At 61.2% G+C, this 16064-nt stretch carries 15 protein-coding genes, 1 tRNA gene and 1 riboswitch; of the genes, 6 read left to right on the forward strand and 10 right to left on the reverse strand.

Annotated elements, in window-relative coordinates:
* Nucleotides 1–90 precede the first annotated feature (90 nt).
* From HMPREF2712_RS01960 to HMPREF2712_RS01995, 8 genes are all read right to left on the reverse strand, one after another.
* The gene (locus HMPREF2712_RS01960) at nt 91–756 is read right to left on the reverse strand and encodes a class I SAM-dependent methyltransferase (protein ID WP_070819129.1); all 666 of its coding nucleotides are present in this window, start codon (nt 754–756) and stop codon (nt 91–93) included.
* A 190-nt stretch (nt 757–946) separates the two neighbouring features.
* The gene (locus HMPREF2712_RS01965) at nt 947–2059 is read right to left on the reverse strand and encodes a MauE/DoxX family redox-associated membrane protein (RefSeq protein ID WP_070819130.1); all 1113 of its coding nucleotides are present in this window, start codon (nt 2057–2059) and stop codon (nt 947–949) included.
* A 252-nt stretch (nt 2060–2311) separates the two neighbouring features.
* Nucleotides 2312–3367 carry a HesA/MoeB/ThiF family protein gene (locus tag HMPREF2712_RS01970; RefSeq protein ID WP_070819131.1) on the reverse strand — a complete coding sequence of 352 codons (1056 nt, stop codon included), beginning with the start codon at nt 3365–3367 and terminating at the stop codon, nt 2312–2314.
* On the reverse strand, nt 3358–4128 hold the full coding sequence (locus HMPREF2712_RS01975; protein ID WP_005509016.1) for a thiazole synthase: 771 nt from the start codon (nt 4126–4128) through the stop codon (nt 3358–3360). The genes HMPREF2712_RS01970 and HMPREF2712_RS01975 overlap by 10 nt, the downstream gene beginning before the upstream one ends.
* A gap of 156 nt (nt 4129–4284) precedes the next feature.
* The gene (thiS, locus tag HMPREF2712_RS01980) at nt 4285–4482 is read right to left on the reverse strand and encodes a sulfur carrier protein ThiS (protein WP_049328087.1); all 198 of its coding nucleotides are present in this window, start codon (nt 4480–4482) and stop codon (nt 4285–4287) included.
* Nucleotides 4483–4530: 48 nt separating this feature from the next.
* Nucleotides 4531–5613, reverse strand: a complete 1083-nt coding sequence (gene thiO, locus HMPREF2712_RS01985; protein ID WP_070819132.1) for a glycine oxidase ThiO — start codon at nt 5611–5613, stop codon at nt 4531–4533.
* Nucleotides 5614–5615: 2 nt separating this feature from the next.
* Complete coding sequence (locus HMPREF2712_RS01990) at nt 5616–6236, reverse strand: thiamine phosphate synthase (protein ID WP_070819133.1); 621 nt, start codon at nt 6234–6236, stop codon at nt 5616–5618.
* Between the two features lie 702 nt (nt 6237–6938).
* Nucleotides 6939–7012, reverse strand: a tRNA-Gly gene (locus tag HMPREF2712_RS01995).
* 153 nt (nt 7013–7165) lie between these two features.
* On the opposite strand from HMPREF2712_RS01995, the gene dcd reads away from it, so the two are divergent.
* On the forward strand, nt 7166–7765 hold the full coding sequence (dcd, locus tag HMPREF2712_RS02000) for a dCTP deaminase (protein ID WP_070819134.1): 600 nt from the start codon (nt 7166–7168) through the stop codon (nt 7763–7765).
* A gap of 132 nt (nt 7766–7897) precedes the next feature.
* Entirely contained in the window at nt 7898–9229 is a 1332-nt protein-coding gene (locus HMPREF2712_RS02005; protein ID WP_070819135.1) for a septin family protein, read from the forward strand.
* Nucleotides 9230–9442: 213 nt separating this feature from the next.
* On the opposite strand, the gene HMPREF2712_RS02010 is transcribed toward HMPREF2712_RS02005, so the two are convergent.
* Nucleotides 9443–10879 carry an MFS transporter gene (locus HMPREF2712_RS02010; protein ID WP_070819136.1) on the reverse strand — a complete coding sequence of 479 codons (1437 nt, stop codon included), beginning with the start codon at nt 10877–10879 and terminating at the stop codon, nt 9443–9445.
* Between the two features lie 160 nt (nt 10880–11039).
* The gene (locus tag HMPREF2712_RS02015; RefSeq protein ID WP_005506756.1) at nt 11040–11273 is read right to left on the reverse strand and encodes a DUF4235 domain-containing protein; all 234 of its coding nucleotides are present in this window, start codon (nt 11271–11273) and stop codon (nt 11040–11042) included.
* 266 nt (nt 11274–11539) lie between these two features.
* A riboswitch (TPP riboswitch) is annotated at nt 11540–11640 on the forward strand.
* 58 nt (nt 11641–11698) lie between these two features.
* Here HMPREF2712_RS02015 and HMPREF2712_RS02020 point away from each other — a divergent pair.
* From HMPREF2712_RS02020 to HMPREF2712_RS02035, 4 genes are all read left to right on the forward strand, one after another.
* Nucleotides 11699–12331: an ECF transporter S component gene (locus tag HMPREF2712_RS02020; RefSeq protein ID WP_049354955.1), complete on the forward strand. Its 633-nt coding sequence runs from the start codon at nt 11699–11701 to the stop codon at nt 12329–12331.
* A gap of 88 nt (nt 12332–12419) precedes the next feature.
* Complete coding sequence (locus tag HMPREF2712_RS02025) at nt 12420–14054, forward strand: ABC transporter ATP-binding protein (RefSeq protein ID WP_070819137.1); 1635 nt, start codon at nt 12420–12422, stop codon at nt 14052–14054.
* Nucleotides 14051–14848, forward strand: coding sequence for an energy-coupling factor transporter transmembrane component T family protein (locus tag HMPREF2712_RS02030; RefSeq protein ID WP_070819138.1), 798 nt, complete (start codon nt 14051–14053; stop codon nt 14846–14848). The genes HMPREF2712_RS02025 and HMPREF2712_RS02030 overlap by 4 nt, the downstream gene beginning before the upstream one ends.
* A 262-nt stretch (nt 14849–15110) precedes the next feature.
* Nucleotides 15111–16013: an aminotransferase class IV gene (locus HMPREF2712_RS02035; protein WP_005509006.1), complete on the forward strand. Its 903-nt coding sequence runs from the start codon at nt 15111–15113 to the stop codon at nt 16011–16013.
* Nucleotides 16014–16064: the final 51 nt, after the last annotated feature.

Below are 16064 nucleotides of genomic sequence, written 5' to 3' on the forward strand. Positions count from 1 at the left end.
AAGGCCCGGCACCCACCCCCCACGGGGCAGGCGCCGGGCCATTTGTATGCCTAACTCAAGACGCACTGCACGCCAGTTTTAGATGCGAGCCTAGTTCGCCGGGCGCGACAGCACCGCCACCAAAAACTCCGAAGAACCCTCCACAAACGGGTGCATCTGCCACGACGAATACGTGTTATCCACGTTCAGGCCAGCCTCGCGGGCATCCGCCAAAAACTGCTCAAACGCATAGTCGCGGCCCGGACCCGAACCATAACCCACGACAGCGCGGCCACCCGGCGCCAACACGCGACGGAAATTCTCAACCACCGGCTTACGAGTCGAACGAGCCAAGAAACCCATCACATTACCCGCACACACCAGCAACTCAAAACCATTCTCTGCCGTAGCCTCACCCTCAATGCCCAGCACCTCCGGCAAATCCACCAAATCGGCAGTAATCCACGTAGCATCCGGGCAGACGCGGCGCGCTTCCTCAATCAGCTCAGGATCAATATCCACACCCGTCACACGGTGACCCAACGCGTGCAACTGCTTACCCACACGACCAGGACCCGAACCCGCATCAAGAATCTTCGCGCCACGAGAAGCCAACGCATTCACCAGACGAGACTCACCCGCCATATCATTACCCTCAGCCTCCATCGCCTTAAAACGGTCAATGTACCACTGCGAATGATTCGGGTTGCTCTCCTTACGGACCAGCCACAAGGACTTCTCACGCTCGCCCGGAGCGTTGAAACTCATCATTGCCATAAAAACTCCTTAGACAGGGTTGAGGATGCGCCAACCGCCACCAGGCAAGGTGACCGCGGCATATAAGCGGTGTGTGCGCTACGTTCTAGCATAGCCCCACCCGGCACCTGCCGGTAAGGGCAGCAAGAGCCGGACGGGGCTATCGGAAGCGCTACAGAGGCGCTACAGGGGCTGGACGATAGGAGCGTGTTTAGAGGTGGTCGCCCTCAACATTCGACGGACCCGCTGCAAACGCCTTACGCATCTGCTCCTGACGCTCCTCCTCAGCCAGACGAGCAACCTCAGCGAACTGCTCCTCAATATCGGCAAGCAGTGCCTCAACCTGCTCCTTACCAGCCACCGGGCCGCCAGCAATCAGACCATCAGCACCCAAAACCACAGCCAACGGCACACCATTACCGAAATTCGCGCGCGCACCAGCCTCACGGTCAATCAACGGAGTCAAACCCTCCGGCAACGTACCCGCATTACGCGAGGTCTGCAACGACTCCAGGCTCGAATACACCGGATGCAACGCCACCTGCGGCAGACGCTCCTGCCACGAAGCCATCGTCTTCAAAAATTTCACACAACCAGCACAGGTCGCCGACACAAACACCAGCACACGCGCCTGATTCTTAGCCAACGCACGCAAATTCGTGTGGCGACCATTCTCCAGATACAGCGCCGCATGCGGAATCGGCATGCGAACATATTGCTCTTCACCGTTCTCGTCATACACCGGCTCCGGCAAAATCACCTCAGCCTGCGGCTCCGGTTGCGCAAGAGCATCACCGCGGCGAACAGCCTCCAACGTCACAGCAATCAGCACCGCACCAAAAACCCAAGTCCAGCCGCTATTACCCAGACCCAGCAGAGTCGACACAACACCCGTGCCGCCCCTCAACGCGCTCGCATGCGCACCAGCCGCCGCCAACAGCAGCGCAACATTACGGACCAGCGTGTAACGGCTCACCGGCGCATTCGACTCAGAACCAAAACAATTACAACCCGCAGTACGACCCGTCGCCAGAGCGCGCGCAATCACCACTGTATAGAACAGCATCAGAATCAACGCCAAACCCGAAGCAATCACCGCAGGCAAACGCACCGGCGACAGCAGCAGGACGGCGGCTAGTGCGATTTCGAACCACGGCAAAATCAGCGACACCGCACGGGTCGGCGCGATCTTCTCCAAACCAAGATTCTGAATACCGGTCACGGTACTCTGCGGGTCCTTCGCCTTAGCAATACCGCTAATCAACAAAGTCAACGCAACAAGTGCCGTACACAAAACAAGCGGCACAGTAGAGACGGTGAGCATAAAACTCCTAGAGTGAGTGTGCGAAAACAGGAGGCGGCAGCGGCAGTTTCTAGGCAGAACAAACCGCGCGCCGTGCCGCCGTGTTATACACGATTTTACGCCCTGCACATGGGGAATTGTCCCTACTTTAAGTGCCTACCAGAGTTAAGCGGAAAGCGGTATGCGCCCTCGTTCCTACAGGGGACCCGCCCTCGCTTCGCTCCGGGCACCCTGATGTCGCTTCCGGAAGGGATAGCTACGCCTTGCATGTGCTTAGATAGCCGTGAGACGCACCCCGTACTCGCCCGCCAGCTCCGCATACGCCTGCACAAAGCGCTGCGCTCGCGCACCCGAGGCACAGAAAACACCCACACGCTGATCACGCACCGACTCAAACAGGCTCAGCAGCTCCGCGGGCACGTCGGTTGCCGGCAACAATGACCCCTCAGCGTCGCTCAGCTGCGACAACGGCACATGTAGCGAACCCTCATGCTTCACCGACTCCTCACGCTCGGGCACCTCACGCACATCCAGCAGAACCTGCGGAACCTCATGAGCCGACAAATCCACCGGCACCACACGCGCCGGATCCGGCACCGCCCCAAACGACGTACACGTACCCGACAAGGCATCATACGTCAGCAGAGTACCCGCCGCCGTCGGCAAACCACTCACAAACTTGAGCACCTCCGTCGCCATCAGCGAACCAACCACAGCCGTCGTCGCACCCAACACCCCGGCAAGCGCACACGACTCCACCGTCTGCGGAATCGTCGGAAAAATATCACGCAAATGCGCGCCATCCGGCTCAAAAAGACTCACCGACCCGCCAAAACGCAAAACCGTGCCCCACACCAGCGGCAAACCCGCAACCTGCGCAGCATCCGCAATCAGATACTTCGACGCAAACGTATCCGTACAATCCACCACACAATCCGGTGCCGACGCGGCGAAAAGATCCAAAATCCAAGACGCATCCACATGCTGAATCGTTGTCTCAACCGTCAACGACGGGCACAGCTCCAAGGCACGGCGCGCTGCAACCTCCGCCTTCGGCTCACCCACATCAGGCACACCAAAAAGCGGCTGACGCTGAATATTCGACAGCTCCACCGAATCAGAATCCACAATATGCAGATACCCCACACCAGCCGCCGCCAACGCCTGCACCACCGGACAACCCAAACCACCAGCACCAATCACCAACACGCGTGCAGCCGCCACCGCATCCTGATCAAAGCCCGGCAGACGACGCTGACGGTCAGTGCGCTCGCGATCCAGACGCGCATGCTCCGGATTCACCGGGGTAGGGGCAAGGTTTACATCCATGAGACAAAACCCTCCGACGGCGACGACGCCTTCGCGTGCTCACGCACCGGAATACGGCCAGCCTCACGCGCCAACGCGCCCGCCTGCACCGCAAACTTCATCGCCTGAGCCATCGCAACCGGATCCTCAGCACGATTCACCGCCGACGCCAACAACACCGCATCACAACCGAGCTCCATCGCCAGGGCCGCGTCGGAGGCGGTACCCACGCCAGCATCCAGAACCACCGGAACCTGCGCGCGAGAAGCAATCAGCTCAATATTGTGCGGGTTCAAAATGCCCAGGCCGGTACCAATCGGCGCGCCCAACGGCATAACCGCCGCAACGCCCGCATCCTCCAGGCGAGCGGCAGCCACCGGGTCGTCAGAGGTGTACGCGAGCACCGTGAAATCCTCGGCGACCAGCTGCTCGCAAGCGTTCAACAGCTCTACGGTGTCCGGCAGCAGGGTGTCTTCGTCGTGGATGATCTCGACCTTCACCCAGGAAGTGCCCAGCGCCTCGCGGGCGAGCATTGCGGTCATCACCGCATCGGCTGCGGTGCGGCACCCTGCGGTATTGGGCAGCGGCGCAATATTGAGCTTCTGCAGAAGCGGAAAAATGGGGGTGCCTGCGGCGTGACGGCGCATGGCAACGGTCGTCATTTCGGTGCCGGAGGCGATGAGCGCCTGCTCGAGCAGGTCCATGCTGGTTGCGCCTCCGGAACCCATGATGAGGCGGGATGTGAAGGTGCGGTCGCCGATGGTGAGCGGTGTGAGGCTCATGGTGTTCTCCTCTGTGGGAACGTCTAGATAACGGGGTCTGCTGGTTGGTGCGGCTGGTTGGTGCGGGGCGCTACGGTGCGCCCGGTTCAGGGAACAAAAACCGAGAATATCTGTTCTTTTTTGCCGGTGGGTATCTCTCCGGTTCAGGCTGGAGAATTAGCCGCCCTGAACGGCGGTGAGGGCATCCACCCTATCGCCCTCGTTCAGCGGCACATCCAGCCACGTGGAACGCGGCACGATACTGCGGTTGAGCGCCACAGCCACGCCATTTTCGGTACCAAACTGGTCCATGACAAGGTCAAATACGGTGCGGGCGTTCGTGGTTAGCGGCTCGCCGTTGTAGGTGATGATCATGCGGATTCCTTTCGTGAGGGCGCCGGGTGCATCCGGCGGGGACTGTGTTTAGTGGGTGAATCGTGCTGGGTCGCATGCCTGCATGATGGGCGGAATCTCAGCCCCGCAGGCAACCTCCGCACCGACCTTGCCGGCGAGTGCGGCAAGCAGAATACCGTGGCGGAAATAGCCCGTGGACACGAGCTGGCGGGTGCCGTCGGCACGGGTGCGGTGCCCAAAGATGGGCAGGTCGTCCGGGGTGCCGGGGCGGGCGCCGACGTTCGCCTCCAGAAGCTCGCACTCTTCAACGGCGGGCACCAGGCGGATTGCGTCACGTAGCAACTGGTGTACGCCGTCAATGGCGGGTAGTGTGCGCTGGTCTTCACGGCTGGTAGCACCGATGCACAGCTCCCCGTCGGGGCGGGGGATGAGGTAGACGGGGCGGGAGTTCACGTAGCCGCGCACCACATGCTTGAGGATGGGTCGCGGGGCGCGCAGACGCAGAATGTCTCCGTAGACGGGGCGTAGCGGGTAGTTCCCGTGCAGCGTTGCCCCTAGTCCAGCGCAGATAATGTCGCCCGCGTCCGGGTCGGTGACCCGTTCGGTGCTGAAGGTGACGCCGCGGCGGGTGAGGGCGTCTTTGAGGGCGCGCCTCATGAGCCGCGGGTGTAGCTGATGGTCGCTGGGGATGCTCACGGCGCCGGCAATACGCGGCGCCAGGAGCGGTTCGAGGGTGCGTGCCTGCGTGGGGGTGACGGGGTCTGCGGGGCGGTTCATGTCCCGGTAGTAGGAGCGGGTGCGTTGCAGGTGCTCGGCGTCGGCACGGTCGGCGGCGACAATAAGCGTGCCGGTGGTGTCGTAGCCGGTGGGCAGGTCGGTGGCGCGGCTGAGCCTCTCCATGAGGGAGGAGTAGGCGTCGGCGCTGGCGGTCATGAGCGGGAAGAGCGCGTCCTGCTGGAATTGCACTTCTGCGATGGGCGCGAGCATGCCGCCGGCGTAGTGGCTGGCGGCGGGGTAGAGCGCCGTGCCGTCGTCGGCGGTGCCGTAGTCGCTGGTTTCGGCGTCGATGAGGTGCACGTTTTCGCCGCGTTCGGTGAGCTCAAACGCGGTGGTGAGGCCAATGATTCCGCCGCCAATGATGGTGATGGTCATGGCTATGCCTGCAGCGCGGGGTTGTCGACGAAGGCGCGGACCATGGCGATTCCGGCAACTCCGGTGGTGCGGATGGCGGGGCAGTCTTCGGGGGTGATGTCGCCGATAGCTACGGTGGGTACGGCGGACAGTTCGGCAAGTTCGCGGAGCCCATCAATGCCGAGGGGTGGGCGGTTGGACTGCTTGGTGGGGCTGGGGCGGAACGGCCCGGTGCCAATGTAGTCGATGAGGTGCGCGATTTTGTTGGATTCTTCGACGAGCTGCCGGGTGCCGGTGGTGAGCCCGATGATTGCGTCGGCGCCGAGGAGGGCGCGGGTGTCGGCTACGGGCAGGTCGTCTTGACCGATGTGCACGCCGTCAACGCGCACGCCGCGGGCACGCAACGCGAGGGCGACATCGACACGGTCGTCGATGAGGAGGGTCTGGTGCGGCTGGATGATGCCGGCGATAGCTTCGGTGAGCTGGTAGAGCTCGCGCGCGCTGATGGGTTTGGACCTGACTTGGATGCAGGTGGCGTGTTTGGCTGCCCGGACGGTTTCGAGGGGGTTGTCGCCTGTGACGAGGTAAAGGTTCAGGTCGAGGGGGCGTGCGGGGGTGGTGTAGGGGTGCGTTTCGCGGGTCATGCGGGTCTACGATTCGTCGTCGAGTAGCTGTTTTTGAGAAAATCTCTCATTGAATTTCTGTGGTTAGGTTAGCACAGCTGCGTGGGGAGTTGAACATTCTTCAAGTGTTTTGGGGTGGCTCGCGGGGTGTGTTCCTCGCTCGTGTAGGGGAGCCTGCCGGATGTGATGGGATGCTTTGAGGCGTACGCTATACACTTCCTTCGCTCCTGCAGGGGACCCGCCCTCGCAGAGCTCGGGCACCCTGATGTCGCTGCAGGAAGGTATAGCGGCACCGCGCTCGCATGCGCTACAAGGAATCCTTTCATCGCAAGCCCGCAGGTAGGTGCCCAGACACCCCTACGGAACCACCACCGCACCCAAATACCTATCTTGTTCCCCGGTGAGCTGTCTGCGGTACCTAACCCGAGTATTCTCCTTCCCGCCTCCGCGCACACTCTTCCCAAGCCGAGGGCCCGCGGTGTATTCCCCGACGCACCCCGCACCCACTACTCCACCTTCCCGGAGAGGGGAGGGGATAGGGGAGAGGCCGGTATGTTCCGTCGCGACATCAGGGTGTCCGAAGCGGAGCGAGGACGGGTTCCCTGCAGGAGCTAGGAACATGCCGCCTCGACCTGTCCAACCCAAGCCGCATCCTAAACCCTTAGCTCAGCCTCCACATCCCAACCCCAAAATAAAAAGCCCCGCGACGAAGTCCGGGGCTTTTGGAGCGGCTGACGGGAATCGAACCCGCGTATCAGGCTTGGGAAGCGTGCGCTCTACCATTGAGCTACAGCCGCATCTTTTTCAGTGTATCGCGCCTGCTTGCTGGGGGTGAAATATGTTGCGTCGCTTGTTGGTGGCGTGGCCGGGGTTGAAATGTGATGTAGGACTGTGTGCTGGGGCTGGTGGATGCCTGCACGTGGGTGGTGTTTGCCAGGTATCCTTTAAGCGTGCTTATTTCAGATCGCGATATTCGTCAAGAGATTGCTGATGGGCGCATCGTTCTTGAACCGTTCGATGAGTCGATGATTCAGCCTGCAAGTGTGGACGTGAGGATTGATCGTTTCTTCCGTCTGTTTGATAACCATAAGTACCCGCATATTGATCCTGCTCAGCCGCAGGAGGATTTGACGCGCCTGGTTGAGGTGGCTCCTGATGAGCCGTTTATTTTGCATCCGGGTGAGTTTGTGTTGGGTTCTACGTATGAGAAGGTGACGTTGCCTGATGATGTGGCTGCCCGTCTGGAGGGTAAGTCGTCGTTGGGTCGTTTGGGTCTTCTGACTCACTCTACGGCTGGTTTTATTGATCCTGGTTTTTCTGGGCATGTGACGCTTGAGTTGTCGAATATGGCGACTTTGCCGATTATGTTGTGGCCGGGTTCTAAGGTTGGTCAGTTGTGTTTCTTCCGTTTGAGTAGCCCGACTGAGCATCCGTATGGTTCTGGTGCGTATGGTAACCGTTACCAGGGTCAGCGTGGCCCGACTGCTTCGCGTAGTTATTTGAATTTTCATCAGACGATGATTCCTGCGGATGGTTCTGCGGAGTCTTAGTCTTTCCCGCTTTGGGGTGCGGGCGTGCAGGCTGTGTGTTTGTGCGCCCGCGTTGGGCGGTTTTTCGCCTGTTTGTGCTCGTGCGTTCACTCGCGTGCGGGTTTTTATCTCTCACTCTCTAAGGATTTTTTGATGAATCTGAAGCCTGTTGTTCTGCGTGTTGCTGGCGCGGAAGTTTCTGTGTATCTGATTGATATGTCGGACTCTTTTGTGGAGCGTTTTAAGAAGGCGTGGGAGCCTCTTGCTCCGGAGTTTTTTGATACTCCTGATGAGGCGTATGCTTCGTTGTCTCGTTTTGATCAGGTGATGCTGGTTCATGCGCCGACTGATGAGTCGGTGATGGATTTGGCGAATCCGTTGATGGGTTCGTTTGATAAGGTTTCGACGCTGCGTGTGGCTGATGATGATTCGGGTATGCAGGATCTGACGAGCCGTATTACGTTGGCGATGATTGAGCAGCTGGTTGGTCGCGGTGTGATGCTGCATGCGGCTGTTATTGGTGACCCTGAGTCGAAGCGCGCTGTGGCGCTGGTGGGTGTTTCTGGTAGCGGTAAGACGACTGCGTCGCGTTTCTTGGGTTCGAAGTTTGCGTACTTGACTGATGAGACTGCGATTATTTCGGATGAGGGTGTTGTGTCGCCGTATCCGAAGCCGCTGTCTGTGATTGTTGACCCGAATGCGCCGAAGGATCAGCAGAACCCGGTGGATCTGGGTCTGAATGTGGTTGATCGTGATGACCTCAGCTATGAGCTGTCGCGTATTGTGTTCATTTCTCGTGATGAGTCGGCTTCTGAGCCGTATTTTGAGCGTGTTCCGCTGCATGAGGCTCTGGTGTTCTTGAGTGAGCAGAGTTCGGGTCTGGCGCGTCACCCTGAGGGCGTTGTGTCGCTGGCTAAGCTGGTGGAGCGTTGCGGTGGCGTGTGGCGCCTGGTGTACTCGGAGATTGAGGACACTCTGCCGCTGGTTCAGGACCTGCTGAATGGTGGTGAGCTGCCGAATGCTGATGAGGTTGAGAGCCTGGAGAAGTACACGGTTGAGGATCACCTGCCGGGTGTGTTCTTGAACGGTACGATTGCGGTGTCTCGTATGCCGGGTACTTCGGGTGTGCGTGTGGGTGAGGACGGCCCGTTCTTGCTGCTGTGCGACACTGAGCTGAATGAGCTGTCTGATTTTGCGGCTGAGTGCTGGCTGCAGGCTGAGGGCGACATTTCGTATGATGACCTGTTTGCGCGTCTGGCTGAGATCTTTGAGGGTCTGCCTGCGGAGGCGTATGACGAGAACCTGAGCGCCCTGGCGGCTGGTTCGATGCTGTGGGTTCGTGTGATTGATGATCCGCTGATTGATGACGCAACCTGGGCACAGATGACCAGCGATGAGGTTCTGGATGAGGAGGAGCATCAGAATGCGCTGGATTCCTCTGAGGACGCTGTCTCTGATGATGAGGATGACGTGGTGGAGGACTAGCCACCGGGTCTCTCTGACGTGGCTTACTGACACGGCTCTCTGGCGCGGCTTACTGAGCTCCGCTTGATAGGCACTGCTCGATAGGCGCTGCTTAAGCACGAGGGAGGGGCGGGTAGAAGATCATTCTTCTACCCGCCCCTCCCTGTGTGCTTGCGAGGTTGTGTATGCGGGGTTTGCAGGATGCTTAGCCCCGCGACGCCTTACTGGGCAGCCTTACTGGGCGGCCTTGTCGCGGCGCTTCTGTTCACGCTTCTGCTCGCGGCGAGCCGCACGCATACGCAGCGGACCGGGCGCCTTCACCGGCAGCAGCAGGAGCAGACCCGCCACCACAACGATCAGAATACCGAGCACACCCCAAATCTGCGCGCCCATGATGCTCACGCACAGACCGAACAGCATCGGTGCCAGGAAGCTGGTGGCACGACCCGTGGTCGAGTACAGGCCGAACAGCTCACCCTCAGTACCGGGATCCGCCAGACGCGCCAGGAAGGTGCGGGACGCCGACTGTGCCGGGCCCACGAACAGGCACAACAGCAGGGCGCATACCCAGAACACGCCCGGTTCGGGGAAGAACATCAGCGGGGTAGCCGCCAAGATAATGCCGACCAGCGAGATAACAATAATCGCCTTCGGGCCCAGGTAGTCATCCAGGTAGCCGCCCAGGATCGCGCCAGCCGCCGCGACAGCGCTACCGGCAATACCGAACAGGATCACCTCGGAAGTGCTGAAACCGAACGTGCCCGCCGCAAGAATACCGCCGAACGTAAAAATACCGGACAGACCATCACGGAACACCGCCGAAGCAATCAGGAACCACAGGGTCTGCGGGGACGTCATCTTCAGCCGCTTAATGGTGCGCCACAGCGCCTTGTAGGAGGCGAGCAGACCGCCCTGACGAGCCGGGGAGAGACGCTCCATACCGAGCTCCAGGAAACGCAGTTCGCGGGTGGGCAGCACCTCCGGCAGGAAGCGCTCGCGGGTGCGCATACGCACCAGCAGCGGCAGGCAGAAGATCAAACACCAGGCGGCGGCAAACAGTGCGACCGCACGGATATTCAGGGCGTTATCGGTGGTCAGGCCGAGTACTTCGGGGGTAAGCACAAAACCCCACAGCACCACAGCCAGCGCCAGGATGCCGCCAATGTAGCCGGCGGCCCATCCTGCGCCCGAAATCTTACCGATATTCTCCGGGTGGGAGATGCGCGGCAGTACGGCGTTATAGTTCACGTACGCGAACTCGCTGAACACGCTTGCCGCAGAAATCAGGGTGACACCCAGCCACAGGTACTGCGGGGTGGGGCCCACGAAGAAGCACGCCGCCATCGAACCGACTAGTAGCATGGTGTTCACACCGAGCCAGAAGATACCCTTGCCGGACTTGTCGTTACGCTGGCCGGTCACCGGCGCTAGAATCGCAATGAGGAAACCGGCAACGGTCAGACCCAGTGATAGCGCTGAAGAGGTCTCTTCGGGCGTACCGAAATAGCTGCTGGTCAGATAGACGGTGAAGATGAAGGTCGTCATAATCGAGTCGAAGCTCGACGAGCCAACATCCCACATGACCCAGGACGCGACCGAACGGCGGCTGTTCGCGTGGTCAACGACCCTACGCTGAGCCTTCGTTTTACGGCGGGGAGAAGAAATAGTCATAGTTGTGCTTTCGGATGCCGAGGTGGCGCTTCAGCGTAGCGGCGGCATGAAACCGGCTGAAGTAGAGCGGGCGTGCTGAAGAAGGAACACCAGGCGGTACGTACCGAGTGGAGATACGTACCGCCTAGCTCATGAACATTCGCGCGGAAGGCGCAAAGTCTTAGTTGAAGAAACGACGCTGCAGGCGAGCAATACCGAAGCTCACCACAGCACCCACGACGGAGGTCAGAACGGTCCAGAGGATGACCTGACGCAGGGTGTCTTCAGACTCGTGGGAAATGGCGGGAGGCTGGTTACCGGTAGCCTTGGTCCAGGCTGCGCCCAGGCCCTTACCAACCAGGGCAGCAGCGCCCATGTTGATACCCGCAATAGCAAGCTTAGCGACGGGGTTCATGTGTATCTCCTTAGCTGTATACGATGCGGCGTCCTGCCCGTGAACCCCTTCGGGGTTGGGTAAGAAAAGAGCGCCACTCCCTAGCGTATAGGGTTTAAGGCGTTCGTGCCGCCTTGGAGCCTCTCCGTCCCAAAATTGTACACCGTGCAATTCTGTAATGTGGGCAGAAGAACGAAACAAAAAGCGGCAAATTGGCACGAACAGCCAGACAAGCCTACAATCGAACCTGGGTTCCCACCCGCACCACAACGGTACGGACAAGGAACCCCAAACGACAGGGGAGCGCCACCGAGGCGCTGAGAGTGCTAAGCAGACCCTCGAACCTGATCCGGTTAGTACCGGCGTAGGGAGTCGAATTTCTTCTCAATGCCCTCGTCCAATCAGAGGGCGAGGACATTCCCCTTCCAACGACGGAAGGACCACCAATGTCACAGAACGCAACCCCCGCCTCCCAGGCATCTACCCAGGCAGAAGCGAAGAAGCCGAACCTGCGCTGGCGAGTCAACGAAATCGTCATCGCTGCAGTTATCGCAGTAGCCTGCGCCGTCATCTTCTGGATCTGGGACATCGCAGTCGGCCCCGCCGCCAAAACCGCACTCGTAGCAGCACCCGAATTCCGCCCCATCGTCGCCGGCGCGTGGCTACTCGGCGGCACCCTCGGCGGCCTGCTCATCCGCAAGCCCGGTGCGGCACTCTTCGGCGAAATCGTCGCAGCATTCATTTCCGTACTCTTCACCGGCGGCGCATGGAGCGGCGAAATCCTGATTGCAGGCTTCTTCCAGGGCGTCGGCGCTGAAATCGCCTTCGCAATCTTCCGCTACCGCCGCTGGAACGCAACTATCGCCATCTTCGCCGGTGCGCTCAGCGGCCTGTTCATGGGCGTTAACGAAATCTTCATCTACTACCCCGACATGGAACCGCTCAAGGCAATCATCTACGTAGCGTGCGCCGTCATCTCCGGCGCCGTCATCGCAGGCTTCCTCGCATGGATTCTCGTGCAGAACCTCGCCAAGACCGGTGTGCTCTCCTCGCTGGCATCCGGCAAGACCCGCCGCTAACCACCAGCAACTAGCCACCAACTAGTCACTCACAACGAGTCACCACTCGGCACACAACAGCAGCCACACAAAAGGCTAAGGAACCATCATGGAAGCAACACCGCGCGGGGCGCGCATCGAGCTCAACAACTTCAGCTGGCACCACCCCGGACGCCCAGAACCCGTCATCAGCGGACTCAACCTCACCATCAACCCCGGTGAAAAAGTCCTGCTGTTGGGCACCTCCGGCGCCGGCAAATCGACGCTCCTGCACGCCATCGCCGGTGTGCTCCACGATGACGACGGCGAATCCGCCGGCGGCACCATCACCATCAACGGGCAAGCACCCGCCGAAGCACGCGGCACCGCAGGCATGATGCAGCAGGACCCCGAATCCTCCATCGTCATGGCAACCGTCGGCAACGACGTAGCGTTCGGCCCCGAAAACCTGCGCGTACCCCGCGAAGAAATTTGGGACCGCGTCACCGAAGCCCTCACCGCCGTAGGACTCAACCACCTTGCCCTCGATCACCCCAGTAGCGCACTATCCGGCGGTCAGAAGCAGCGCCTCGGCCTGGCGGGCATCCTCTCGATGCACCCCGGCGCCATGATCCTCGACGAACCCACCGCCAACCTCGATCCCTCAGGCGTGCAGGAAGTACGCGACAGCATCCTCACCGCCGCGGAAGCGACCGGCGCGACCCTGCTCGTCGTGGAGCACCGCGTGAGCATCTGGGCGCCGCACATGGACCGCATTATCGTGCTCGGCGAAGGCGGCACCATCACCCACGACGGCGCACCCGACACCGTACTCACCGAAGCCCGCCAAGAACTCATCGACGCGGGCGTATGGGTACCCAACTACGTGCCGCGTGCACCGCAGAGTGACAGCGATAGCGAACACGGCGAAGCGCTACTGCGCGCCGAAAACCTCAGCATCACCCGCGCACAACCCACCCCCAAACAACGACGTGCACGCCGACGCACCATCAAACGCCTCGGCGACACCCCCGCACCCGCACCCACCGACCTGCCCGTACTGCGCAGCGGCATCAACCTCACCCTGCACGCCGGCGAACACCTCAGCGTGCTCGGGCCCAACGGCGCCGGCAAATCAACCCTAGCCCTCAGCCTCGCAGGGCTCCTCACCGCACCCGACGGCACCCTCACCGCCACCGACGCGCTGCGTAATTACGACGGCAACCACGGCGGCAACCACGGCGGCGAGCGCGCCCACTGGGACGTGCCCACCTGGACCCCCGCCCAAATGCTCAGCCGTATCGGCTACGTCTTCCAAGAACCCGAATACCAATTCATCCGCGGAACCGTACGCGAAGAACTCGAACTCGGCCCCCGCCGACTCGCCGCACTCACCCGCAGCCCCCTCAACGAAGACGACCTCACCGCCCGCACCAACGAACTCGCAACCCGCCTACGCCTCACCCACCTACTCGACGCCAACCCCTTCACCCTCTCCGGCGGCGAAAAACGCAGGCTCTCCGTAGCCTCCGCACTCGCCACCGCACCCAAAATCCTCATCCTCGACGAACCCACCTTCGGCCAAGACGCACGAACCTGGGCAGAACTCGTCGACCTCATCCGCGAACTCCTCGCAGACGGCACCGCCGTCATCTCCATCACCCACGACGAAGACTACACCGCCGCACTCGGCGGCAACCACATCACCCTCGAAGCCCTAGACACCTCCGAAGCCCTCGCAACCCCCGGAAAGGAGAACGCATGAACACCGACTTCTTCGGCACCATCGACCGAACCAGCTACTTCAGCAACCTCAACGCCGGCGTAAAACTCATCGTCTCCTTCACCCTCATCATCGCCGCACTCATCGTGCGCGACCCCCTCACCTCCGGAATCCTCTTCGCCCTCGAACTGCTCGGATTCATCCTCGTCGGATTCCGACCCGTCAACGTCCTCGCCCGCTTTTGGCCCATCCTCATCGCCGTCATCACCACCGGCTGGTCCGTCGCCATGCTCAGCGCCAAAACCGGCACCACCATCCTCGACCTCGGCTTCAACACCATCACCACCGACTCCGCCGCCGTCGGCGCAGCCATGATGATCCGCTCCCTCGCCATGGTCCTACCCACCCTCGCATTCGTACTCACCACCGACCCGACCGACCTCGGCGACTCCCTCGCGCAGACCTTCAAACTGCCCTCCCGGTTCGTGCTCGCCACCGTCGCCGCCCTGCGCCTCGTCGGCATTCTCTTCGCCGAATGGAACGCCCTCGGCCAGGCACGACGCGCCCGCGGACTCGGTGCAGGACAGTCACTCATTGGGCGTGCGCAAACCTTTGGCGGTCAGAGCTTCGCCCTGCTCGTGCAGGCTATCCGCCGCGGCTCCCGCCTCGCCATCACCATGGAGGCGCGCGGCTTCGGCGCAGGCGAACGCACCTGGGCTCGCGTACCCTCCTATTCGCCCCGTGACGTGCACGTGAGCATTGCTGCCGCCGTCATTATCGCTGTTGCGTACGGTGCGTCTATTGCGGCGGGTACGATTCAGTTCCTCTGGGCCTAGTTCTTTCCGGCAGTAGCTTGCGGTTCCGCTTTCGTGGCTCCGCTTGGGAGACGGTATTCGCCCTCGTTCCTACAGGGAGGCGGGGTGCCGCATATTTCCTCCGCGCCTAGCTCCACTTGGGACATGAGTAGGGAGGCGCTTGTACTCTTCCTTCGCTCCTACAGGGGCACCCGCCCTCGCTTCGCTTCGGGCACCCTGATGTCGCTTCAGGAAGGTACGGCGCCTCCTGCCTACGGTTCTGCTGCGAACGTACAATAAAACTATGTCTAGTACCGTAATTCTTCTGAACGAGCAGAACCCGCAGGGCATCTTCGTTGACCCGTCCGTACCCCTCATCAGCGTTGATGATCAGGGCTTCACCCGCGGCGACGGCGTCTTCGAGACTATGCTGTCCGTCAACCGTCGCGTGCGTAAGCTCGGCATGCACCTGTCCCGCCTCGAGTCGTCGGCGCGCATGCTGGATTTGCCCGACCCGGAACCCGAGATTCTGCGTTCGGCGGTGGAGCGCCTCATGCGTGAGGCGACCGCCGGTGCCGAGACTGCGCTGGGTGAAGAGCACATCGTGAAGATCATTATTTCGCGCGGCCCCACCCAGGCGGTGACTTCTATGCAGCCGGGCCCGTACACGCTGATTATGGCGTCGCCGGTGCCCGCCTCTATCGTGAAGCGCCGCACCGAAGGCGTGAAGGCGATGCTGCTGCCGCGCGGCCACGAGCCGATGGACAACAGCGCCTACCCGTGGCTGCTGGCGGGTGCGAAGACCCTCTCCTACGCGGTGAACATGGCGGTCTTGCGGTACGTGCAGGAGCGCGGCGCGGATGACGCTATCTTCATCACCGACGAGCGTCGCGTGCTGGAGGGTGCCACCTCCTCGGTGCTGGTCGCCAAGATTGAGGACGGCAAGAAGGTGCTGTACACGCCCGAGCCGAGCCACGGCATCCTCCCCGGCACCACGCAGGGCGCGGTGTTCGAGGCGGCACGCCAGGCCGGTTGGGAGCTGGGCTTCGGTCCGCTCTACCCGCAGGACCTGTTTGAGTCGGATGGCGTGTGGTTGGCGTCGTCGGTACGTCTGATTGCGCCGGTAACTCACCTGAACGGCACGGCGCTGGCGCATGACCCGGAGCTGACCGCCACGCTGTTGAACTACCTGGCGCAGCAGAGCTAAACGCGTACAAAAAGGGACTGCCGCATATTTCCTCCGCGCCTACGCAGGGGC

The sequence above is a fragment of the Rothia sp. HMSC064F07 genome, from assembly GCF_001837265.1.
GTDB classification, from domain to species: Bacteria; Actinomycetota; Actinomycetes; order Actinomycetales; family Micrococcaceae; genus Rothia; species Rothia mucilaginosa.